The sequence below is a fragment of the Brachybacterium sp. 107 genome (assembly GCF_052379725.1).
GTDB lineage: Bacteria > Actinomycetota > Actinomycetes > Actinomycetales > Dermabacteraceae > Brachybacterium.
In genome coordinates, this window is the sequence record NZ_JBQSYW010000026.1 from 16,164 (window position 1) to 37,199 (window position 21,036).

The 21,036-nt window shown below is 70.9% G+C and carries 20 protein-coding genes; 10 read left to right on the top strand and 10 right to left on the bottom strand.

Annotated features, from left to right (window positions below; genetic code table 11):
- The first annotated feature begins 215 nt into the window (after positions 1-215).
- A complete protein-coding gene (locus ACT3UL_RS17825; RefSeq protein ID WP_444579688.1) occupies positions 216-1,988 on the top strand; it encodes a DUF222 domain-containing protein in 1,773 nt (590 codons plus the stop codon).
- Between the two features lie 52 nt (positions 1,989-2,040).
- On the opposite strand, the gene dnaB is transcribed toward ACT3UL_RS17825, so the two are convergent.
- Positions 2,041-3,420 carry a replicative DNA helicase gene (gene dnaB / locus ACT3UL_RS17830; protein WP_444579689.1) on the bottom strand — a complete coding sequence of 460 codons (1,380 nt, stop codon included), beginning with the start codon at positions 3,418-3,420 and terminating at the stop codon, positions 2,041-2,043.
- A 222-nt stretch (positions 3,421-3,642) separates the two neighbouring features.
- Between dnaB and ACT3UL_RS17835 the strand changes: the two genes are divergently transcribed.
- Positions 3,643-4,086, top strand: coding sequence for a VOC family protein (locus ACT3UL_RS17835; RefSeq protein ID WP_444579690.1), 444 nt, complete (start codon positions 3,643-3,645; stop codon positions 4,084-4,086).
- A gap of 31 nt (positions 4,087-4,117) precedes the next feature.
- On the opposite strand, the gene ACT3UL_RS17840 is transcribed toward ACT3UL_RS17835, so the two are convergent.
- From ACT3UL_RS17840 to ACT3UL_RS17870, 7 genes are all read right to left on the bottom strand, one after another.
- Positions 4,118-4,831, bottom strand: a complete 714-nt coding sequence (locus ACT3UL_RS17840) for a polyphosphate polymerase domain-containing protein (protein ID WP_444579719.1) — start codon at positions 4,829-4,831, stop codon at positions 4,118-4,120.
- Positions 4,832-4,966: a hypothetical protein gene (locus tag ACT3UL_RS17845; protein ID WP_444579691.1), complete on the bottom strand. Its 135-nt coding sequence runs from the start codon at positions 4,964-4,966 to the stop codon at positions 4,832-4,834. It lies immediately after the preceding gene.
- On the bottom strand, positions 4,963-5,574 hold the full coding sequence (locus ACT3UL_RS17850; protein ID WP_444579692.1) for a DUF4956 domain-containing protein: 612 nt from the start codon (positions 5,572-5,574) through the stop codon (positions 4,963-4,965). Before ACT3UL_RS17850 ends, ACT3UL_RS17845 begins: the two co-directional genes overlap by 4 nt.
- 204 nt (positions 5,575-5,778) lie before the next feature.
- On the bottom strand, positions 5,779-6,288 hold the full coding sequence (locus ACT3UL_RS17855; protein ID WP_444579694.1) for a mycothiol transferase: 510 nt from the start codon (positions 6,286-6,288) through the stop codon (positions 5,779-5,781).
- Between the two features lie 113 nt (positions 6,289-6,401).
- Positions 6,402-6,749, bottom strand: coding sequence for a GNAT family N-acetyltransferase (locus tag ACT3UL_RS17860; protein WP_444579695.1), 348 nt, complete (start codon positions 6,747-6,749; stop codon positions 6,402-6,404).
- A gap of 117 nt (positions 6,750-6,866) precedes the next feature.
- Positions 6,867-7,898, bottom strand: a complete 1,032-nt coding sequence (locus tag ACT3UL_RS17865; protein ID WP_444579697.1) for a DUF4097 family beta strand repeat-containing protein — start codon at positions 7,896-7,898, stop codon at positions 6,867-6,869.
- 16 nt (positions 7,899-7,914) lie between these two features.
- Positions 7,915-8,442 carry a hypothetical protein gene (locus tag ACT3UL_RS17870; RefSeq protein WP_444579699.1) on the bottom strand — a complete coding sequence of 176 codons (528 nt, stop codon included), beginning with the start codon at positions 8,440-8,442 and terminating at the stop codon, positions 7,915-7,917.
- A gap of 102 nt (positions 8,443-8,544) precedes the next feature.
- Here ACT3UL_RS17870 and ACT3UL_RS17875 point away from each other — a divergent pair, with 102 nt between their 5' ends.
- Complete coding sequence (locus tag ACT3UL_RS17875) at positions 8,545-10,161, top strand: pyridoxal phosphate-dependent decarboxylase family protein (protein ID WP_444579700.1); 1,617 nt, start codon at positions 8,545-8,547, stop codon at positions 10,159-10,161.
- A gap of 79 nt (positions 10,162-10,240) precedes the next feature.
- Here the strand turns inward: ACT3UL_RS17875 and ACT3UL_RS17880 are convergent, their stop codons facing one another.
- Positions 10,241-11,857 carry a hypothetical protein gene (locus ACT3UL_RS17880; RefSeq protein ID WP_444579702.1) on the bottom strand — a complete coding sequence of 539 codons (1,617 nt, stop codon included), beginning with the start codon at positions 11,855-11,857 and terminating at the stop codon, positions 10,241-10,243.
- A 299-nt stretch (positions 11,858-12,156) separates the two neighbouring features.
- Here ACT3UL_RS17880 and ACT3UL_RS17885 point away from each other — a divergent pair, with 299 nt between their 5' ends.
- The 3 genes from ACT3UL_RS17885 to ACT3UL_RS17895 are packed head-to-tail and all read left to right on the top strand — an operon-like array spanning position 12,157 to position 14,794.
- The gene (locus ACT3UL_RS17885; protein WP_444579703.1) at positions 12,157-13,140 is read left to right on the top strand and encodes a hypothetical protein; all 984 of its coding nucleotides are present in this window, start codon (positions 12,157-12,159) and stop codon (positions 13,138-13,140) included.
- Between the two features lies 1 nt (position 13,141).
- Entirely contained in the window at positions 13,142-13,927 is a 786-nt protein-coding gene (locus tag ACT3UL_RS17890; RefSeq protein ID WP_444579704.1) for a ferritin-like domain-containing protein, read from the top strand.
- 54 nt (positions 13,928-13,981) lie between these two features.
- Positions 13,982-14,794, top strand: a complete 813-nt coding sequence (locus tag ACT3UL_RS17895; protein WP_444579705.1) for an alpha/beta fold hydrolase — start codon at positions 13,982-13,984, stop codon at positions 14,792-14,794.
- A gap of 63 nt (positions 14,795-14,857) precedes the next feature.
- Here the strand turns inward: ACT3UL_RS17895 and ACT3UL_RS17900 are convergent, their stop codons facing one another.
- Complete coding sequence (locus ACT3UL_RS17900) at positions 14,858-15,808, bottom strand: EamA family transporter (RefSeq protein ID WP_444579707.1); 951 nt, start codon at positions 15,806-15,808, stop codon at positions 14,858-14,860.
- A 204-nt stretch (positions 15,809-16,012) separates the two neighbouring features.
- Between ACT3UL_RS17900 and ACT3UL_RS17905 the strand changes: the two genes are divergently transcribed.
- The 4 genes from ACT3UL_RS17905 (at position 16,013) to ACT3UL_RS17920 (ending at position 21,027) form a co-directional block, all read left to right on the top strand.
- Entirely contained in the window at positions 16,013-17,209 is a 1,197-nt protein-coding gene (locus ACT3UL_RS17905; protein WP_444579708.1) for a glycosyltransferase, read from the top strand.
- Positions 17,206-18,366, top strand: a complete 1,161-nt coding sequence (locus ACT3UL_RS17910; RefSeq protein ID WP_444579710.1) for a glycosyltransferase — start codon at positions 17,206-17,208, stop codon at positions 18,364-18,366. The genes ACT3UL_RS17905 and ACT3UL_RS17910 overlap by 4 nt, the downstream gene beginning before the upstream one ends.
- Before the next feature lie 61 nt (positions 18,367-18,427).
- Positions 18,428-19,531 carry a polysaccharide pyruvyl transferase family protein gene (locus tag ACT3UL_RS17915; protein WP_444579712.1) on the top strand — a complete coding sequence of 368 codons (1,104 nt, stop codon included), beginning with the start codon at positions 18,428-18,430 and terminating at the stop codon, positions 19,529-19,531.
- A complete protein-coding gene (locus ACT3UL_RS17920) occupies positions 19,531-21,027 on the top strand; it encodes a lipopolysaccharide biosynthesis protein (protein WP_444579713.1) in 1,497 nt (498 codons plus the stop codon). The genes ACT3UL_RS17915 and ACT3UL_RS17920 overlap by 1 nt, the downstream gene beginning before the upstream one ends.
- The last annotated feature ends 9 nt before the right edge of the window (positions 21,028-21,036 follow it).

Below are 21,036 nucleotides of genomic sequence, written 5' to 3' on the forward strand. Positions count from 1 at the left end.
CACCAAGCACCAAGCACCAAGCCAGCGGATCCCCTCACCAGCGGATCCCCATGCCAGCGGGCCCCCTCACCGGCGAATCCCCATGCCAGCGGATCCCCTCGCCGCACCCTCCCAGCGAACCTGTGCCCACACTCTGCGGGCACCGGCCGTCGTCTGTCGCACCCCTCTGATGGACTGACATCGACGATCAGAGTCGACGTCCTTTGGAGAGTGCCATGACCACCAGCCCGCCGCCCCCGAGCGCTCGAGGACCTCAGGGTCCCGATACCTCTGAGAGTCCCGAGAGCCCCACGAGTCCCTCGAGTCCCGCGTGTCCAGGGAGTCCAGAGAGTCCCGCGAGCCCCTCGACGGTTCCGCCGGGCACGCCGGTTGCTCCGGCCCGGCTGACGCGCATCGATGCCGAGGAGCTCGGGACCCGGATCCAGCAGCAGGCGGCGGTGATCGCCGAGGCCACGTGCGAGCTGCTCCTGATGGTCGGCGAGTTCGACGCCCGCGACGGGCTCGACTGGTTCGGCGGCCTGAAGTCCACGGCGCACTGGCTGTCCTGGTCCTGCTCGATGTCACCGGGAACCGCTCGCGAACACGTCCGCGTGGCCCGCGCGCTGCCGACGATGCCGCTGACCGTCGCCGAGTTCCGTGCCGGTCGCCTCTCCTACTCGAAGGTCCGCGAGATCACCCGCGTCGCGGACCGCATCGACGAGGCGCTCCTCGTGGACTTCGCCCGTTCCATGACCGCGTCGCAGCTCGCCAGCACCATCGCCTCCTTCCGCGCGATCGACGGCAGCCGACTCAGCCAGGACGCTGTGCGCCAGGCCCGCTGGCAGATCCGCGACGACGGGATGGTCGAGATCCGCGCCCTGCTCCCTGCCGAGATGGGCGCCGAGGTGATCACCGCCCTCGACCTCGCTCTGGACCGTGACGGGACCCAGCCGCCGGCCGTCGATCCCGACGCCGTCGGTCCCGGGGCCGACGAGCCCGGGGCCAACGCACCGTCGCGCGACGGCTCGAGGAGCCGCCCCACCCCACGAGTCGTCTCCCGTGCGGATCAGCTCACGGAGGCGGAGGCCGAGCAGCGCGCTGCCGAGGTCACCACGGACCCGACGCTCGATCAGCGCAAGGCCGATGCCCTGCTGCAGCTCGCCCGCACCTTCCTCGATGCTGAGCCCGATGACCGGTCCGGCGAGGACCGCCACCTGGTGGTCGTCCAGGTCAGCGCGGAGTCGCTCACCCAGAACGTTCCCGCGGGAACGCCTTCCGCCGCGCCGCCGCTCACCGTTCTCCCCCGCACGGATGAGGCGGAAGCCACCGAGGGCACCACCGCCGACGCACCGTCTCCGACCGTTCCCGCGGGAACGCCCGAGCTCTGCACGGCGCTCGGGGCAGGCCCACTGGAGTCACGCACCGCCGAGCGCCTCGCCTGCACCGGCAAAGTCGCGATCGCCATCACCGATGCCGGGGGCGAGATCCTTCATCTGGGCAGGTCACGGCGTTTGGCATCGCGGGCTCAGCGTCGCGCACTGCGTCTGCGGGACCGCACCTGCAGCTTTCCGGGCTGTCACCAGTCCCAGCACCTCGACGCTCACCATGTGGTCCCGTGGTCCGAGGGCGGACCCACCGACATCGACGGTCTGGCGCTGCTGTGCCGCCGCCATCACGTGATGGTCCACGAAGGAGGCCTGCGACTGATGCCCGAATCCCCCACCAGCGGAGCACTGGGTCGGCGCTTCACCGTGGTCGACGTCGAGGGACGCCCTGTCCAAGCCCGCTGGCCCGCCATGCTCGAGCACCTCTCGACCCGGCGCGTGCCCGCCGCGAACAGCTCCGCTGACACCGCCAGCATCGCCAGCACAGACGCCGGTTCCAGTAGCGGCACGGACGGCATCCGTCCAGACCCGGAGCGCATCGCTGCGACCACCGGAGGGGAAGGGTTCCGCCTCGCGGACTGCGTGGCTGCGCTGTGTGACAACGCCGTGGAGCTCGCCGCCTGACGATCCACCAGCAACGTCGCCGGACGGTTCAGGAGGTCAAGAGTTCAGCAGCTCAGCCGCTGAAGCCGCCCCCGCCGTGCGCCATGTCCTTGAAGCGGGAGTAGTGGCCCTCGAAGGCGACGGGGATCGTCTTGGTGGCGCCGTTACGGTGCTTGGCGATGATGAGATCCGCCTCGCCGGCGCGGGCGGACTCCTTCTCGTAGTAGTCCTCGCGGTGGATCAGGAGGATGAGGTCGGCGTCCTGCTCGATCGAGCCGGACTCACGCAGGTCGCTCATCATCGGGGTCTTGTCGGTGCGCTGCTCGCTGCCACGGTTCAGCTGCGAGATCGCGATGACCGGCACCTGGATCTCCTTGGCCAGCAGCTTCAGCGCACGGGAGAACTCCGAGACCTCCTGCTGGCGGGACTCGACCTTCTTGCCCGAGCTCATCAGCTGCAGGTAGTCGATGACCACGAGCGAGAGGTCGTGCTTCTGCTTCAGGCGCCGGCACTTCGCACGGATCTCCATCAGCGACATGTTCGCCGAGTCGTCCATGAACAGGGGCGCGTCGGCGATGCGGCTCATGGCGCGGGCCATCGCCTGCCAGTCGCGGTCATCCATCGAGCCGTCACGCATGCGGTTCATCGGCACCTGTGCCTCGGCGCTGAGCAGACGCATCGTGATCTCGGTCTTGTCCATCTCCAGGGAGAAGATGACGCTGGCCTTGCCGTTGTGGATCGAGGCCGAGCGCAGCACGTCCATGCCGAGGGTCGTCTTACCCATGGCGGGACGGCCGGCGAAGATGATCATCTGGCCGCCGTGGAGGCCCTGGGTGAGATCGTCGAACTCCGCGAAGCCGGTGGGGACGCCGGTGACCTGACCACCGCGGTTCTGGGTGGCCTCGATCGTGTTGAGGGTCTCGTCGATGACCTCGCCCAGCGGCAGGAAGTCCTCGGAGGCGCCGCGCTCGGTGACCGCGTACACCTGCGCCTGGGCCTCGTTGATGGCCTCGTCGACCTCGCCGCCGTCGGCCGCGTAGCCGAGCTGGACGATGCGGGTCCCGGCCTCCACCAGACGACGCAGCTGCGCGCGCTCGACGACGATCTCGGCGTAGAACCCGGCGTTCGCCGCGGTGGGGACCATGTCGATGAGGTCCGCGAGATAGGCGCCGCCGCCCACCCGCGCGAGCTCGCCGCGCTTGGAGAGCTCATCGGAGACGGTCACCAGGTCAGCGGGCTCCCCGCGGCCGTACAGGTCGATGATCGCCTCGAAGATCATCTCGTGCGCGGGGCGGTAGAAGTCGTTGCCCTGCAGGGTCTCCACGACGTCCGCGATCGCGTCCTTGGACAGCATCATGCCGCCCAGCACGCCGCGCTCCGCGGGGAGATCCTGGGGCGGGGTGCGCTCCAGGGCGCGATCGGGTCCAGCTTCGAAGGCCTCGGTAGATGTCACCGCTCCAGTGTAGGAACCTCGGCTGACCGTCGGGACGTGATCCTTGTCCGGGGTGGGGACGACGCTGCGGTGTGGAGGAAAGAACTGCACGGTCGCAGAGGGTTGGGCGGGCGGTGCGGACTCGGCGGCGAAAGGACTGGTGGCGGAATGGACGGCCGACGGGCGGTGCGGGCGGCAGGGCAGGAAGGCTCCGCTGTCGGCCCTCGTCCCTAGAGTGGCGCGATGCCCCAGAACGCTGCCCAGAGCAACCCCGAGAACACTCTCCAGAACACCCACCAGAGCACTCCCCCGCCGGCCATCGCCCTGCTCGCCTCGGTCTCGATCGACTGCCCCCGACCCGATGACCTGGTCCCCTTCTACAGCGCGCTGCTCGGCCTCGAGGAGGCCTTCGCCGCCGAGGACCGCAGCGTGGTCTGCCTGGCCGGCGCCGGCCCGATGATCACGCTGATGCAGGCCGACGAGTACGTCGCGCCGCAATGGCCGCACGGCCCGCAGCGAGCGCAGCTGCACCTGGATCTGGCCGCCGAGGATCTCGCGGTCGCGGTCACCGCGGCGCTCGGGATCGGGGCGAGGGAGGCCGAGGTGCAGCCCGAGCCGACGGCTTGGCGGGTGATGCTCGATCCCGTCGGCCATCCGTTCTGCCTGAGCGCGGTGCGGCCGGACTGAGCACGTCGTCGTCGGCGTCGCGCGGCGTCGTTCACGCAGCCGCCGGAACGGGCGGCTCCACCTGCGGTCGCAGCCTGCCGAGCGTGCGATGCCAGCGATTGGCAGGCAGGGTCGGGTCGAGCAGGGCCATTCCTGTCGCGAACTTCGAGATCCGCTGCGGACGGTGATGTGCGCGCCACAGGAAGCGGTCGATCGCGCCCGGGCTGAGCGCGGATTTGGTCTCCAGCACCAGGAGGTCCTCGAGCCGATACTGCTGCAGCGCGGTCCCGCGCCAGGTCAGCGCGCGGTCGAGGGTCACACGCGACCCTTCGGAGCCGTGCAGGAGGGTCGTGCGGTGATAGGCGGTCTCCATGACCGGCAGCAGGGCCTGGGTCGGGGGTTCGACGCCGGCATCGCGCAGCCGCGCCCGCACGTAGTCGAGGGAGGATCCGGTCAGCTCCTCGCCGCCGGGCAGGGGCTGGTCCTCGCCGCGGAGCATCGGGACCTGTTCGCGGATCTTCTCGGTGTCCCCGCGTCCGGTCCGGGTCTTCACCTCCAGAAAGGCGGTCCCGGAATCGACGTACTCGCGTCGGCGCACCTTGAAGCGTCGTCGCCGCTTGGTCGCTGCCGTGCGGTAGGCGTCCAGGTCCGGGGTGTCGTAGTACAGCGATCGGTAGGCGAAGCTGCGGCCGCCGGCGATCTCGAGCACGTGGAGGTCCTCGGCCATCGCCTCGAGGAGGTCGACGGCGACCGAGGCCGGGACCAGTTATTTCCGGTCGACCCGAGTCATCAGCGAGGCCTGCTCCTCCATGGCCCCGAGGTCGATCCCGGGCAGAGTCGCGCACGCCGTCGTGAGACGGGCCGGAGCGTCCGTGCCGCCGATGTCCGACACAGCGGTCACCGGCCCGCTCCGTCGACGACGCGGGCCATGTCCTTCCTGGGGCGACGGAAGCGGACGTCCACGGTGGTGGTGTCGTTGACGAGGTCCAGCCGGCTCACCGTGACCGCATGGATCTGGGCGTCCAGCAGCTCGGCCAGGTGGGCGCGCAGCTCGGCAGGGTCGGCGATCGCACGGTCCACCACGATCTCCTGACGGTGGTGACCGCCCAGCAGCGAGGGATGGTCGATCACGGCCATCGTCAGCACGACCAGCACCATGAACAGCAGGGACAGCGGCAGCGGCGCGGCGTCGAGCCCTCCGAGGAGCCCGAGCGCGAGCATCGCGAAGTAGTAGGCGATCTCGTGCTGGGCGAGCTCGTCGGACCGCAGCCGGATGATCGACAGCACGCCGAACAGTCCGAGGCCCACCCCGGCGCCCACATCGGAGTCGGCGAGCACCGCGGAGACCGAGAGGACTCCCACGTTGATCCCCATGAAGGCGACGACGAGATCGCGGCGATAGTGCCGGCGCCAGTACAGGCCGAAGGTGAGGATGACGGCGGCGACCAGGTCGGCGACGATCAGCAGGAAGATATCGGGGTTCACGGCGATCTCCTCGAGGCGGACCATGCAACGGTCCATCGGGATGGGTCGCTCGCTATCTGCTGGGGTGTCCGCATCGGAGCGACGTGGGCAAGGGATGGCTGCAGCCCGGGAGGCCCTGCTGGATCGCCTGGTGCGACAGAGTCCGGATCGGGCGCTGAGCGCCACGATAGGAGGCGGCCGGCCGTTCGTCACAGCCTATGTAGGGCACCTCTCCACGGGCCGACGGGCTCAGTCGCTCAGCGGCATGCCGAGGGCGTAGGCGGCCTGGGCGAGGTGCTGGATGGCGTCGTCGACGACGCTGATCAGGCGGGCGCCGCGCGTGACCGGCGGATCCCACTCCTCGTCGATCACGTCGGACAGCTCGGCCTCGGTGAGCCGATCGAGGTAGGCGACCACTGCGTCGAGCGTCGCCTCGAGGTACTCCAGCAGCAGGTCCGCGTCGTCGACGAGGATGCGTCGGGCCTGTTCCGGGGTGTGGCCGTAGCCGACGCCGTCCCCCTCGGTGCCGAGGTCGAAGCGCCCCTTGAAATCCTGTGCGGTCCACAGCTGCTCCTCGCCGGTGAGGCTGGCGAGCTGCACGTCGATCTCGCGGCCGGAGTGCCACAGCAACCAGGCCACGGAGTTGTCGTGGCCGCCGGGTCGGGCGTTCAGGGTCACGGGGTTGAGGTCCGGGCGCAGCCGCTCGGCGGCGTCGCGAGGGCGGGAGGTGAGGTCACGGAGAAGATCGAGAGAGTCCATGGGCCTGACGCTACGCCGTCCGGGTCCGCAGAAGGCCGGTACGCCAGCACTCCGGTACGCCGGTAGGACGGGGCGCAGGTACGCCGGCAGCAAGCACGGACCGGGAGCCCGGCTCAGTCGTCGGTGATGACGACGTCGGCCTGCTCGGGGTGCCGCTGCAGCCAGCTCTCGATGAAAGGGCAGATCACGAGCACGCCCAGGCCGCTCGCGCGCGCTTCGGCGAGGGTGGTGCGCACCAGGACCGAGGCCACGCCCTCGCCACGATGCGCGGGATCGGTGACGGTGTGGATCAGCTCGATGCGCGAGCGGGTGCGCTCGTAGATCATGATGCCGACGACGGCACCGCTGCGGACCGCCTCATAGCGACCTGCGACGGCATTGTCGCGCACGGCGATGCTCTCGTCGGGACCGTGACGGTGGTCCTCGGGGTCCGGGGTGTGGTCGTCGGGGTCGGTGGCCATGAGGCGCGCCCTTCTGCTCGCCGGTGGGTCCCACCGTACGGCAGGCAGGGAGACGCGCACAGGGCGGGCCCGATCCGCGATGCGGTCAGCCGCCGGCAGGGCCATCTGTCGGCGTGGTCAGCCGTCTGCGCGGAGCACCCGGAGATCGCCCTTGCCGGTCTTCGCCTCGATCTCGAGCGTGCGCTCGGCGGATCCCGCCCCGTCGGCGGGGTCGAGCGCCACGTTCCGCTCGCCGAGCCCGGTCGCGAGCTCGACCCGGGTCGCGGTCCCGGGGACGACGCAGACCGTCACGTCGCCCACGCCGCTGCGCGCCGTGATCCGACCGGAGGCGGCACGCCGCACCACGATGTCACCGACGCTCGTGGTCACCGACACCTCGCCGGAGGTCCGGGCCAGGTCGATGTCGCCCGCCCCGGTGGTGACGCTCACGGCGCCGGCCACGGGCGCGAGGATCACGTCCCCGGTCCCGGTGGTCGCCGTGACGGCGCCCTCCGCGGAGCCCACCGCGACGTCCCCGGCTCCGGTGGTGGCGATGAGATCGCCGGGAGTGGGGCCGACGGCGATGTCGCCGGATCCGGTGTTCAGCCTGGTCTCCTGCGCCGCACCGCGGTCGAGGGCGATGTCGCCGGCCCCGGTGCGGGCCTCGAGCCGACCCAGCTGCCCGCTGACGGCGACGTCGCCGGCCCCGTCGTGCAGGACGATACGCGACCCGGTGGGGACCGTGACGATCAGATCGAGCTGCCCCCGGAAGCCTCCGAGACCGTGCAGCGCGCCCCGGAGGCCGTCGAGGAGCTGGTCGGCCCACGACCCGTCGGACCATGCACCGGAGGTGAAGAGCCCGCCGGCCCGACGCGACTCGTCGGACGGGGCCTCGACGGTGAGGCGGGTCCCTTCGAAGTCGATGCGCATGTGCTCCACCAGCTCACGGCCGGCCTGGTCGAGGGGGCGGAGTTCGACGCGGACGGCGTCACCGTCCTCGGCGCGGACCACGACGTCACCGCGCAGGTTCCGGAGGGTGGCGTCGATCGGACCGGACGCGGTGAACTCATGGACGGTCGGACGGGATTCAGGAGTGGGTTGGGGATCCGGTGCCGGACGGGGGTCCGGGGCCGGGCGGGGGTCGGGGGTCGAGTACTGAGGCATGGACATAGCGGGCTCCTGGAGGTCAGAGGAACCAGCCGCTGGTGCGGCCGGTGCGGGAGTAGGGCGACGACGGATCGGACGCACGGTCCGCGCCGTCGAGGTGGGAGGTCAGCGCCCGGATCAGGAAGGCGTTGAGGCTCAGCTGCTGCTGCGCGGCGGCGTCCTCGAGCCGTGCCTTGAGCTGCTGGGGAGGGCGGAAGGTGACGCGGGCGGCGCCGCCGTCAGCCCCGGGCTCGCCGGAGGGATCGTCCGCGGCGGGCGCCGGCGGGGCGGGCGGTGCCGGTGGGGCCGACGGCGGGAGCGGCATCGCAGGCGGCACCACCTCGACCTCCAGCCGCTCGCCCCGGAGGGCGAGCTCGACGCGACCCGGGGCGATGCCGGCGGAGACGTCGGCGGCGACCTGCGAGACCGCGTCCTGCAGGGCGAGACGGAGCGCGGGCTCGAGGGAGACGGACAGCAGGTGCGCCGCCCGACGAGTGCTGTCGTCACCGATGGCGGCGCTCGCCGCGAGCTGCTCCTGCACGGTGCGGGTGAGTGTTCTCAGGTCCATGCGACCAGAGTGACGCCACAATGACGCCATGTCAAGGAATTACTGACGCCACGCTGCTGTCACCGGGTCTCGTGCGGCCATGCTCGTGCGACCATGCAGGACGTGACTGATGAAACCGCCGACCATCTGCCCGCCCGCACCGACGCCGCAGCCTCCGCCTCCGCTGCTGCTGCCGCTGCGGCCGGCGGGCCCGGCGCATCAGAGGGAAGCGGTGGATCAGACGGAGCCAGCAGAGCTGGCGGCGCTGATGGGTCTGGCGGATCTGGCGGAAGCACCGTTGACCAGGCAGGCCGGACGGATCAGGCCGAGCGCACCGCGTTCTCCCGCGCCGCCGACGCCCTGCAGCGCCACCGCGAGCCCTCCGAGATCTGGGGCGACGAGCGCGAGGCCGTGAGCATCGCCCTGCACTGGGCGGCCGCCCGCACCACCGTCGCCTCGGACCCCAAGACCACCGCCCGCAGCGCCGCCGAGCTGCACGAGGCGGCGGGCGAGACGATCACCGCCGGCGGCATCGGCGCACAGCGCGCCATGGACCTGTTCGACGAGGTGCTGCTGCCGGCCACGCGCGCCTCCGAGGATCCGATGAATCTCGCCTACATCCCTGCGGCGCCCACCCGGGCCGCCGTCGCCTTCGACACCGTGGTCTCCGCCGCGAACGTGTTCGGCGGGATCTGGGAGAACGGCGCCGGGGCGATCTTCGCCGAGAACCAGGTGCTGCGCTGGCTGAGCGACCTGCTGGGCTGGCCGGCCGATTCCGCGGGGGTGTTCGTCTCCGGCGGCACCACCGGCAACCTCTCGGCGCTCGCGACCGCGCGGGACCACGCCCTGCGCACGCGGGGGCATCGGCCCGAGGGCGGCTGGGCTCTGGCCTGCGCGTCGACCGCGCACTCCTCGATCGCCTCCGCCGCACGGCTGCTGGACATGGACCTGGTGACGGTGCCGATCGACGACCGCGGTCACCTCACCGGCGAGGTCCTGGAGAGCACGCTGAGCGCCGACCCGCGGATCTGCGCCGTCGTCGTCTCCGGGGGCACCACCAACGCCGGGATCGTCGACGACATCGCCTCGGTGGTCGAGGTCGCGCACCGCCACGACGTGTGGGTGCACGTGGACGGCGCCTACGGCGGCGCGGCCCTCGCGGCCCCCAGCGCGCGGGAGCGCTTCGCGGGCATCGACCAGGCCGACTCGTTCATCGTGGACCCGCACAAGTGGCTGTTCGCGCCGTACGACTGCTGCGCGCTGCTGTATCGCGATGCGCGCCCGGCGGCCGCCGCGCACTCCCAGCACGCCGCCTATCTCGACTCGATCGACCGCGGCGAGTCCAATCCGGCGGACCTCGCGGCGCACCTGTCCCGCCGTACCCGCGGGCTGCCCCTGTGGTACTCGCTGGCCACGCACGGCACCGACGCCTACCGGGACGCGGTCGAGCGCTGCCTGACCTCCGCGCGCACGGTCGCGAGGGCGATCGCCACGACCGAGCACCTCGAGCTGCTGCTCGAGCCGGAGCTGTCCGTGGTGGTGTTCCGCCGTCCCGGCTGGGCTCCTGAGGCGTATCGCCGCTGGTCGCAGCGGCTGGCGAAGGACGGGACGATCCTCTGCGTGCCCACGGCCTTCCGCGGCGAGATCGCCCTGCGGCTCGCCTTCGTGAACCCCTCGACGGATCCGCAGGCCGTGATCGACGTGCTGCGCACGACGATGCTCGAGTCCGACGGGAGCTGAGCCGCCAGCGGGCAGGGCCAACGGGGTGGGCCCGACGGGGTGGGCCCGACGGGGTGGGGCTGACGGGAGCTGAGCCCGTTCAGGCCTCGTCGAGCTGCGCGATGAGCGCCTCGGCGCGGGTGACGTCGTCGGCCATCCCGAGGTGCTCCCAGCCGTCGCGGGCGCGGCGGGCGGCGCGCAGAGCGGCGGTCCGCTTCCCGCGATCGGCGAGCATCTGGGCGTGGCGGTCGTCGATGTACGCCGCCCAGTAGCGGGCCCGTGCGTCGTGCCCGGCGGGGACCTCGTCGAGGATCTGCAGGGCCTCGCGACGTCGGCGGTCGCAGTCGGCGGGCGTCGCCCCCTCCTCCTGCCGCCGCAGCGCCTCCCCGGCCGCGAGGAACCGCGCCACGCGGGCGTCGACCCGGTGGTCCCAGAGCAGCTCGGGCGGCAGCAGGGGCCGTCCGCCCTCGGGGCGGGCGCGATGCTCGATCGCCGCAGCGGCCTCGTGGACCAGCGCGGTGCGGCCGAGGTCCAGGGCCCGGCGCAGCACGAGCGCCTGGGCGCTGAGCTCCGTGCTCACGAACTGGGCGCGCTCGGGACGGGCGGTGGCGAGGTCATCAGCCAGCCACCGGGCCTCGGCGGCGAGCAGGCCCAGCTCGTGCAGCGCTGCGGGACGATCGCCGGTGCGCTCGTGGATGCTGGCGGCGAGCCGCGCCGCCTCCAGGCTGGAGCGGTGGTCGCGGTTCTCCTGGGCGATGCGTCGGGCGCGCTCCAGCGGCACCCGGGCGGCGTCGTAGCGCTCGGCCTGCACACGCTGGGCGGCGACCGCGAGCAGCGGGCCGGTGCGCAGCGACTCCCGCTGCACGGTGCGCTGGAGGGAGGCGAGCCTCCCGGCGGTGAGGGACGCGTGGTCGATCGCGCCTGCCGCCATGAACGCCTGCAGCAGGTGCGTGATCAGGCCGACGCGCAACGTCGGGTCGTCGACCTCATGGAGCGCGTCGAGGGCGTCCAGGGCGTGCCGAGCCGCCTGCAGCGGGCGCTCGACGCTCAGGGTGCGCGCGAGGACCGTGCGGGCGGCGGTCGCGAGGCGCAGAGGGTCCGGCAGGGATCCTCCGGCGTCGGCGTCGGCCTGTTCGATCCGTTCGAGCGCGTCGAGCGCCTGGGAGGTGGCGGCGGTCCGGTCCCCCATCAGCTCGAGGGCCTGCGCGAGGCTGACCCGGAGCTGTGTCCCGGGGTCGCCGGGCAGCTGCTCGCGCACCGCGGGGACCACGTCGAGGGCTGCGCGCAGCTGGGCCACGGCGCGACGCGGGTCGACCTCCGCACCGCGAATCTCCCCGGGGCCGGGAAGGGCGGTCCGGGCCAGGCCGCGCACGAGGGTCATCATCTCCGGGCGGGGCCGGATCTGCTCACCGCGCCGTCGGCCGTGCGGAACCGACGCGCTGCGGCTGGTGGATGCTGTCCGGCCCTGCCGCGGACCGCGGTCCAGGAGTTCCGCGACGAGGGCCCCGGCGAGCTCGCGGTGGCCGGATCGCTTCAGGATCGTCACGAGGTCGGAGGTGTCGCGGTCGATCTGCTCGCGCTCCGCCGTCAACACCGCGCCGCGCAGGGCGGCACCGAGCAGGGCGAGCCGATGCGCCGGATCGGCCGGGCGATCGCGGAACACCTCGGCGAGGCGGCGGGCGTCGCCATACCGCTCGGCATGGATGAGATCGCTCACGCGAGCAGCCGCGGTCAGCACATCGCGCGGGTAGGGCAGAGGGAGCTCCGGAGGCCGCAACGCACCGCGCAAGTCGTGCAATTCCGGCAATTCGCCCAGTTCGGGGCGTTCCTCCGAGTCCGGGAGGGAGGAAGCGCCGGAAATGGTCACGGCAGAGAACCTACCAACCCGCGCCTGGGCGACACAGCGGATCACGTCGACCCATGCACCGATCAGATCCACTCCATACACTGTTCACCGGCCCTGCGGGCGTGGACACATCGTCCCCGCCACGGTCACGGGTCGAGGAGAGGTGGAGCGTGGTCATCGGTTCGGCAGTGGGCACAGGACGACGTGCCGCTCCCGAGACAGCTCCCGGGATCCCCCAGGCCGGCCCGTTCGCCGGCCATCTGCATCTCGACGAGACCATCTCCCCGGTGGTGCGCACCGACTTCGATGTCGCCGCCTACGCGAAGCGCGGCACCGACCGGATCGTCGTGGACCCCTCACAGCGCGCGGCCGACGGCCCTCTGGCGGCCGAGCTGCGCGCCACGCTCGGCGTGCTGCACCGCCTCGAGGCGTCCGCCCTGGCCGAGTCCCGGGCGATGCTCGCGACCTCCACGGGGAACGAGGCCCGGATCACCGCCTTCTTCGCGACCTGGCTCGTGGAGCGGTTCTGGCAGTCCCGCGCGTTGCGCGACGTGCTCGCCGGCGACCGCCCCGCGGACGTCGCGGAGAGTGCTGCTACCGCTGATCCTGCTGCTGCCTCTGGTACCGCCGATACCGCCGATACCGCCGAGCAGCGCTCCGCACTGCATCCGCTGCACGCCCTGCGGCGCGTCCACGTGGACCGGGTGCAGCCGTTGCTCTCCCCGCTGTGGGGGATCGTCACCGGCGAGGGCGTCACCGCCGGGCACATGGCCCGCATGGCGATCCAGGAGGCGTCCCTGCAGGCCGCGCTCGTCGCGGTGTCGCGGCAGCTGGACGGTGAGGCGAAGCGGGTCGTCGACCTCGTCGCACAGCGGCACGACGCCGCCGTCGGGTTCTTCACCGCGGAGGCGATCACCCGCATCACCCGTTCCCGCGGCGAGGCGGTCAGCGCTCGCGCCGTGCTTGCCCTGTCCTCCCCGCTGCACGGCGGGGGTCTGGCCGACGCCCAGCTGCGCACCGCCCTGCGGGTGATCGGTGCCGACGCCCGCGACCGCGCCTCCCTGCGGCGAGCCCGGTTCGAGATCACGCGGCTGCTGCCCGGCCCGGACCTCTCGGGCCGTCTCCCCTTCCCCCGTCCCCTGAAGGGAGCGTGACATGGCCTTCGACCTCGACCACTTCGCCGAGACCTCGATCCCCGTCAAGTACGAGGATCTCGACTTCGACGCCTTCGAGTCCCAGCCGCTGGACGAGCAGACCCTGCGCTCGCTGCGCTACATGTGCGACGTCGAGTTCCACACCTCCTGCTTCCTGCGGGACATGCTCGTCACCCCCTCGCACCGCGAGGAGGACACCGGCGGCTTCATGACCATGTGGAACCGCGAGGAGTTCTGGCACGGCGAGGCCCTGTCGCTGGTGCTCGCCCGGCACGGGATCGTCGTGGACTACGACGAGCTCAAGGCCAAGCGGGTCAAGCTGGGCTGGAGCAACGCCCTGGGTCCGCTCAAGCAGTCCGTGATGAGCAACCTCGCCGGCACCGACTTCGTCGCGGTGCACATGGTGTGGGGCGCGGCCAACGAGCTCTCCGCCGTGGCGGCCTACCGTCGGCTCTCCGCACTCACCGACCATCCGGCGCTGTCCCCGCTGCTCAAGCGGATCGCGCAGCAGGAGACCCGGCACGTGGCGTTCTACACCACCCAGGGCCGTGACCGCCTCGAGGCCTCCGCCACCGCACAGAAGATCGTGCGCCTGGTGATGTCCCGCGCCTGGAAGCCCGTGGGCAGCGGCATGATGGACGAATCCGAGGTCAAACACGTGATGGGTCACCTCTTCGGCGGCCAGCCGCGCGAGCTCGACAAGCTCGACAAGCGCGTCCAGAAGCTGCCGGGCCTGGGCGACCTCACGATCTTCCGCAACGCCTTCGCGCGCCTCGGCATCGCCTGACACACAGGCCGCCCGGCGAGTGACCTGAGGGCGGATCCCGCCTAGGGTCGGGCCATGACCCCACTCCCCCGCACGCTCCAGCGCCCCGGCGCCGCCCTGCGCTATGCCGATTCCGGGGGCGACGGGCCGCCGGTGGTCCTCAGCCATGGCGCCGGGATGGACCACCGATCCTTCGACCCGCAGGTCCCGCCCCTGATCCGCGCCGGGTACCGGGTCATCACCTGGGACCTGCGCGGCCACGGCGACTCGCTGCTGGCCCGCCCCGTGCGGTTCACGGCGGCCGATGCCCTCGCCGATCTCGAGGCGCTGCTGGGCGAGCTGCGCCTCGACTCCCCCGTGCTGGTGGGGCATTCGCTGGGCGGCGGGCTCTCCCAGGCGTTCGTGCGCGAGCATCCGACGCGCACCGCAGGACTGGTGGTGCTCGATGCGACGTGGAACGCGGGGCCGCTGACCCGGCTCGAGAGCGTCACGCTGCCGCTCGCGGCGCCGCTCTTCACCCTGATCCCGGCGTGGCGGATGCCGCGGCTGATGGCGAAGGCCTCCGCCGTCACCCCCGCGGCGATCGCCGCGACCGAGAAGGCCTTCGCCGCCATGCCGAAACGGCGCTTCATCGACGTGTGGAGGGCGACGGTCTCGCTCGTCGACCCCGATCCTCGCTATCGCACCCCGGTGCCGCTGGGGCTGATCCGCGGGGAGCGGGATGCCACGGGCAACATCGCCACCGCCATGCCGCGGTGGGCGCGAGCCGAGGGCGTGGCGGAGAACGTGATCCCGGGGGCCGGCCACGTCGTCACGCTCGATGCCCCCGAGGCGACCAGCGCTGCGCTGCTCGAGGTGCTCGCGGGGATGCTGCCCGCGCAGCGATGATCCTCCGCTGACATCCCCCGCTGACCAGGCCCGGCCGCCAAGCCCGGCCGTGCGTCGCAGGGCTCAGCGGTCCGCAGGCTCCACCGCGTCGGCCGAAGCTCCTGGATCACCGACGTCGACCGGACCCGCCCGATCAGCGGCCCCGCGCGCGGCGACGAGGCGACCGCTCCAGAGGACCCCACCGACCACCAGCGCGCCGCCGATGATCTCGAGCAGGTGGGGACTCTCGCCCAGGACCAGCCAGGCCGCGGTGATCCCTACGACGGGCACGAGCATCGAGAAGGGGGCGACGACGCCGGCGGGATGCTTCGTCATGAGCCACACCCAGATCCCCGATCCGACGATCGTGCCGAAGACGATCGTGTAGGCGAGGCCGATCCACGCGGGCACCGCCTGCGCCGTCAGGGAACCGGCCAGCGAGTCGGTGATGCGGCGGGGTCCCTCGAGGAGGAGGGAGAGGGCGAGCATCGGGATGGGTGGCACGATGGCCATCCACATCGTCAGCTCCAACGGCCTGGGTGGTGCGGCGAGGCGGCTCGAGATGTTCCCGATCGCCCAGCCGAACGCCCCGAGGACCACGAGCCAGAACGGCCACCAGGCCCCGGTTCCCCCGCGCGAGATGCCCACGAGGACGAGGCCCGCCACCGCGACGCCGATGCCCAGCGCGCGCCGCGCGGTCATCCGTTCGCGGAGCAGGACTGCACCGAGCAGCACTGTGAAGGGGGCCGACGCCTGGAGCACGAGCGAGGCCAGGCCCGTCGGGAAACCGGCCGCCATCCCGGAGTACAGACCGAGGAACTGCAGGGTCCCGAACCCGAGCCCGTACCCGACGAGCCAGCGCAGCGGCACCTGTGGGCGAGGGACGAAGAGCAGCGCCGGCAGAGCCATGAGCGTGAACCGCAGCGCGACGAGGAACAGCGGCGGGAACTGCTCGAGGGAGGCGTGGATCGCGAGGAAGTTCAGGCCCCAGAAGATCGCGACCAGGCAGGCGAGGGCGGCGTGGGAACGGGGCATGCAGCAAGTATCGGCGCCCCCGGACGTCAGGACCAGCGACGGGTCATGAGGTCACGATGCAGGTTTCCATCGTGGTGGTCCGGCACGCTCGCCGCGGTCGCGGCGGGGAGGGATGATGCCGACGTTGCCTCCCCGCAGTGGGTGGGATCCGCCGCGGCCGTGTCCCGCCTGGACGGAAACCTGAAACCGCACTAAATTAGGACAATGCGACACAAATCGACCATCCGCCGATCGGGGAACGGCCCGCTCTCGATCGCGATGGTGGGCACTCGAGGAGTGCCGGCCGCCTACGGAGGCTTCGAGACCGCCGTGGAGGAGATCGGGCGACGACTCGTCGACAAGGGACACGACGTATCGGTCTATACCCGCGGCTCACAGGACCGGGGACATGAGTACCTGGGGATGCGCACCATCCATCTTCCGGCGATCCCGCAGAAGCAGCTCGAGACGCTCAGCCACACAGGGCTGTCGACCCTCCATGCCATCACGCGCCATCGACCCGACGTCGCGTTCGTGTTCAATGCCGCGAACTCACCGTTCCTGCCGCTTCTGAGGGCTCGGCGGATCCCCACTGCGCTGCACATGGACGGCCTCGAGTGGCGGCGCTCGAAGTGGGGCCGACGCGGGAAGGCGTACTACCGCTGGGCCGAGGAGTTCGGGGTGCGCCAGGGCGACGCCCTGATCGCCGACGCCCCTGGCATCGCCGACTACTACCGCCACCAGTTCGGCGTCCCGACCGAGATGATCCGCTACGGGGCCCCGCTCCTCGACGAAGCACCGACGGGCGGCGTGCGAGCCCTCGGGCTGCAGCCCGACGGTTACCACCTCGTGGTCGCCCGGTTCGAGCCCGAGAATCATGTCCTGGACATCGTCCAGGGCTATCGCGACAGCGACGCCACCCTGCCACTCGCCGTGGTGGGGTCGGCGCCGTACAGCGCCGGGTACACACAAGAGATCGCCGAGATCGCCGAGCCCGATCCGCGGATCCGGCTGCTCGGTGCGATCTACGACCAGGACCTGCTCGACGCGCTGTACGTCCACGCCTTCACCTACGTGCACGGGCACTCCGTGGGCGGCACGAACCCCTCCCTGCTGCGCGCGATCGGCGCCGGCACCCCGGTGATCGCCTACGACGTCGGCTTCAACCGAGACGTCCTGAACGACGAGGGCTGGTTCTTCACCGGGGCAGAGAACATAGCGGCCCAGATCGCCCTCACCGAAGCAGATCCACAGGCGGTAGCTGCCCGCGGAGGCGCGAACCGCGAGCACGCCGCCGCGGCGTTCAGCTGGGACGACGTCGCCTCCTCGTACGAGGAGCTCGCCCGTCGCCTCGCCCGGGGCGAATCGGTCCATCCCCTGGCGCGCAGAGCGCGACGACGCGACGAGGAGTGGTCAGGATGAGCAGTCACAGGCCCACGGTGCTGGCCGTCCATCCCGGAGCGGAGCTTTTCGGCTCGGACCGGATGTTCCTCGAGAGCGTCATCGGGCTGCGGGAGGCCGGAAGCACCGTGGTCGCGGCCCTCCCCTCGGACGGGCCGCTGGTCGACGAGCTGGTGAAAGCCGGAGCGGTCGTGAGGATCGTGCCGATGTTCGTGCTGCGCAAGAAGCTCATGAAGCCGCGCGGCTGGCCGCTGCTTCTCCGCTCGGCTCTGAGCGGGTTGATCAGCGGATGGCGGCTGATCAGTCAGGTGCGCCCTGACGCGGTGTACGTCTCCACGATCATCATCCCGCAATGGCCGTTGCTCGCTCGCCTGCGGCGCACGAAGGCCATCAGCCACGTGCACGAAGCCGAGGCTGCGGGGAGCCGGCTCCTCAACATGGCGTTGTACCTGCCTCACCTAGCCTCGGCAAGCACTCTGGTGAACAGCCGCTTCAGCCTGGAGACGATCCGTGGTGCGCTGGCCCCACTCGCCCGCCGCTCAAGCGTCATCTATAACGGCGTCGCCTCCCCCGACTCGCCGGAGCCACCGCGCGAACGGCTCGAGGGAGCGCTGCGGATCCTGTATCTCGGGCGTCTCTCGCCACGCAAGGGACCGGACCTCGTGATCGACGCCGCCGTTCGCCTGCGAGACCAGGGCCGACCCGCCACCGTCACCCTGCTCGGCACTGCTTTCGAGGGCTACGAATGGTATGAGCAGCAGCTCCGCGACCAGGCGTCCGCGAGCGGCGTCGACGTCGAGTTCGCCGGGTTCCACGAGAGCATCTGGCCCTTCCTCGCCGCGTCGGACGTGCTGATCGTCCCGTCCCGTATGGAAGAGCCGTTCGGGAACACAGCGGTCGAAGGGGTGCTCGCACAGAGGCCCGTCATAGCCAGCGACAGCGGGGGGCTGCGGGAAGCGGCCGGCGGCTACCGCACCGCGCGGCTCGCCGGTCCGGACGACGCCACGGACATCGCCTGGGAAATGGCGTCGATCGCCGATGACTGGAAGAACGTCGTGGGTGCAGTCGGGACTGCCCGCGAGGAGGCGCTCCGGCGCCACGCCCCCGAGCAGTACCGCGCAGGCATCGCAGAGGTCGTCCTCGAGCGACGAGCCGCACACGCCGTCCGTTCTCCGTGAGCCGCGGTCCCCTTGACCGGTCGAGGCCCAGCAGATCCTGTAGTGCATCAGATGAGGAGACATGACCGCATTGAAGAACGATCCGCCGCGCATCCTGGTGCTGTGGGCGGAGGAATCCTCGCCGAATCTCGGGGTCGCCGTCCTGGCCAGGGGTTCGCACGATCTCCTGCGGCAGGCCTTCCCGGACGCGGAGTTCACGTTCGCGAACTACGGCGCACGCCCTCAGCAGGTCCCGTGGGGGCGACCGCGATCGCTGGTGCGCGAAAGGGTGCTCCCTCGCTACGGAATGCAGGAGTTCTTCCGGAGTTTCGACCTCGTCTGGGATACCCGTTCTGGCGACAGCTTCGCGGACATCTACGGGCTGGGTCGCCACGTGACGATGAGCATGGTCCATGAGTTCGCCCGACAAGGCGGCGCACGGGTCGCCATGGCGCCTCAGACCATCGGCCCGTTCACCACACGTCGAGGCCGTGCCCTGGCCAAGCGGACGCTCTCCCGCTCCGATTTCGTGTTCTCCCGCGATCCCGTGAGCACCGAGGCAGCCACCTCGTTGGGGCGCAGTCCGGACCTCACCTCGGCCGATCTGGTCTTCGCCATCGACCAGCCCACTCCTGGAACCTCCCGGGACGTGCTGCTCAATGTCAGCGGGCTGCTGTGGAACGAGAACCCGCACGTCGACGCCGTCGGCTATCGCCGAGTGTTGCGCGAGGTGCTCGACCGCCTTCGCAGCGACGGCCGCGAAGTGACGCTGCTCGCCCACGTCCTGGACACGCCGAACCCTGACAACGACGTCCCCGCGGTGCGAGCTCTCGCCCAGGAGGCCGGAGGCGACCTGGAGATCGTCGTGCCGACGGATCTCGACTCAGTCCGGGAGGCGATCGCCGGTGCGAATGCTTTGATCGGTTCTCGGATGCACGCGTGCTTGAACGCGCTGTCCATGGGGGTGCCCGCGGTGCCTCTCGCCTACTCACGGAAGTTCGCCCCGTTGCTGGACTCGGTGGGGTGGAGCGTAGGTTTCGATCTCCGAACCGACGACCTCGCGACTATGCCGGGCAAGGTCGCAGAGGCCACAGGGCTCCTCGACCCTGCTCAAGCCCGGGCGTCGGCCGCTGCGGGCAGGAAGAGCCTGGATCCGATCATCGACATCTTGCGGGCCGCACCGTGATGGCCACGTCGACTCGCCCCCCGTCCACCGACGGCCGGCCCGGCAGCCTAGGCTCCACAGCGGCACGCGGCGCGCTCACCATGCTCACCGGACAGGGCATGCGCATCCTGTTGCAATTCGCGGGCCTGGTGGTCTTGGCACGTCTGCTCTCTCCCCACGACTACGGACTCCTTGCGATCGTCGTCGTGTTCATCGGCGTCGGGGAGATCTTCCGCGATTTCGGGCTGTCGTCCGCTGCGGTTCGAGCGCCGGAGCTCACGTCCGAGCAGGGCACCAACCTGTTCTGGATCAATACCGGAATCGGCATCGTCCTGGGCGGAGCGCTCTTTGCCGTCGCGACGCCTCTGGCTGCGGTGTACGGCCAAGGCGAGGTTCGTCCGATCGCTCAGGCGATGGCCATCATCTTCGTGCTGAACGGACTGGCGACGCAGTTCCGCGCTCATCTCATGCGCGGACTCCGATTCCGCTGGCTCGCGACCGTGGATGTCCTGGCCGCCGCGCTCGCTCTCGGAGTCGCGATTGGGGGCGCCCTCCTCGGGCTGCAGTACTGGGCGCTCGTCGCACAACAGATCACCCAAGCACTGGTGATCCTTCTCGGTGCTGTCATCGGCGCACGCTGGCGGCCCGGGAAGCCTCGCCGAGACGTCTCCGTCCGCTCCTTCCTGAGGTTCGGCGCGAACCTCGTGCTGTCCCAAGTCGTGAACTACGGAACGAACAACGTCGATACAGCGCTCGTCGGCTACGCCTACGGCGCTGCACCGCTCGGGCTGTACAACAGGGCTTACCAGCTCGTCGTCACGCCACTCAGCCAGATCCAGTCGCCCGTCACCTCCGTCGCCATCCCGATCCTGTCCAAGATCCAGGACGACCAGAGGAGATTCTCGGCGTACCTTGTGCGGGGTCAGCTTGCCCTGGGATATCCGATCTCACTCGGCCTCGTCACGATCGCCATCGCAGCCGACCCAGTCGTCGAACTGATGCTCGGACAGAAGTGGCTCGCCGCAGTACCTCTACTGCAGCTCTTCGCGCTCGCCGGGATCGCGCGAAACTTGGCGTTCGTCGGGTACTGGGTATATGTCGTACGGGGCTTGAGCGGCTCGCTCTTCCGAGACTCGCTGGTGACCGGCGCAATCCGGGTCCTCTGCGTCGTCATAGGTATCCAGTGGGGGGTTGTCGGCGTCGCAGCCGGCCTGGCTCTCGCCCCATGGCTCGCCTGGCCGATCTCCCTGCTGTGGCTCTCACGTGTCACCACGGTGCCCACCCGAGCTCTGTACACCGGGGCGCTGCGCATCATCGTTGTGGCCGGCCTGTCCGCCGGTACGACACTCGCCATCATGGCTGCGCTGCCCTCGATGCCTGCGCTCCTGTCGATCCTTCTGACAGGCGCCATCGTCCTCGGCACGATCGGTCTGCTCTGCCTGATCCCGAGCATTCGACGAGATGCAAAGGACCTCATCGAGGTCGGCGTCCTCGTGAAGAAGCGGAAGAGCGCGTAGACGATGCCA

Excerpts from the sequence above, each read along its gene's own strand:
- ACT3UL_RS17835 (WP_444579690.1), top strand. The coding sequence starts at position 3,643 with ATGCCCCAGAACGCTGCCCAGAGCAACCCCGAGAACACTCTCCAGAAC.
- ACT3UL_RS17895 (WP_444579705.1), top strand. The coding sequence starts at position 13,982 with ATGACCCCACTCCCCCGCACGCTCCAGCGCCCCGGCGCCGCCCTGCGC.
- ACT3UL_RS17905 (WP_444579708.1), top strand. The coding sequence starts at position 16,013 with ATGCGACACAAATCGACCATCCGCCGATCGGGGAACGGCCCGCTCTCG.
- ACT3UL_RS17850 (WP_444579692.1), bottom strand. The coding sequence starts at position 5,574 with ATGGTCCGCCTCGAGGAGATCGCCGTGAACCCCGATATCTTCCTGCTG.
- ACT3UL_RS17890 (WP_444579704.1), top strand. The coding sequence starts at position 13,142 with ATGGCCTTCGACCTCGACCACTTCGCCGAGACCTCGATCCCCGTCAAG.
- ACT3UL_RS17915 (WP_444579712.1), top strand. The coding sequence starts at position 18,428 with ATGACCGCATTGAAGAACGATCCGCCGCGCATCCTGGTGCTGTGGGCG.
- ACT3UL_RS17860 (WP_444579695.1), bottom strand. The coding sequence starts at position 6,749 with ATGGCCACCGACCCCGACGACCACACCCCGGACCCCGAGGACCACCGT.
- ACT3UL_RS17825 (WP_444579688.1), top strand. The coding sequence starts at position 216 with ATGACCACCAGCCCGCCGCCCCCGAGCGCTCGAGGACCTCAGGGTCCC.
- ACT3UL_RS17870 (WP_444579699.1), bottom strand. The coding sequence starts at position 8,442 with ATGGACCTGAGAACACTCACCCGCACCGTGCAGGAGCAGCTCGCGGCG.
- ACT3UL_RS17855 (WP_444579694.1), bottom strand. The coding sequence starts at position 6,288 with ATGGACTCTCTCGATCTTCTCCGTGACCTCACCTCCCGCCCTCGCGAC.
- ACT3UL_RS17920 (WP_444579713.1), top strand. The coding sequence starts at position 19,531 with ATGGCCACGTCGACTCGCCCCCCGTCCACCGACGGCCGGCCCGGCAGC.
- ACT3UL_RS17910 (WP_444579710.1), top strand. The coding sequence starts at position 17,206 with ATGAGCAGTCACAGGCCCACGGTGCTGGCCGTCCATCCCGGAGCGGAG.
- ACT3UL_RS17900 (WP_444579707.1), bottom strand. The coding sequence starts at position 15,808 with ATGCCCCGTTCCCACGCCGCCCTCGCCTGCCTGGTCGCGATCTTCTGG.
- ACT3UL_RS17865 (WP_444579697.1), bottom strand. The coding sequence starts at position 7,898 with ATGTCCATGCCTCAGTACTCGACCCCCGACCCCCGCCCGGCCCCGGAC.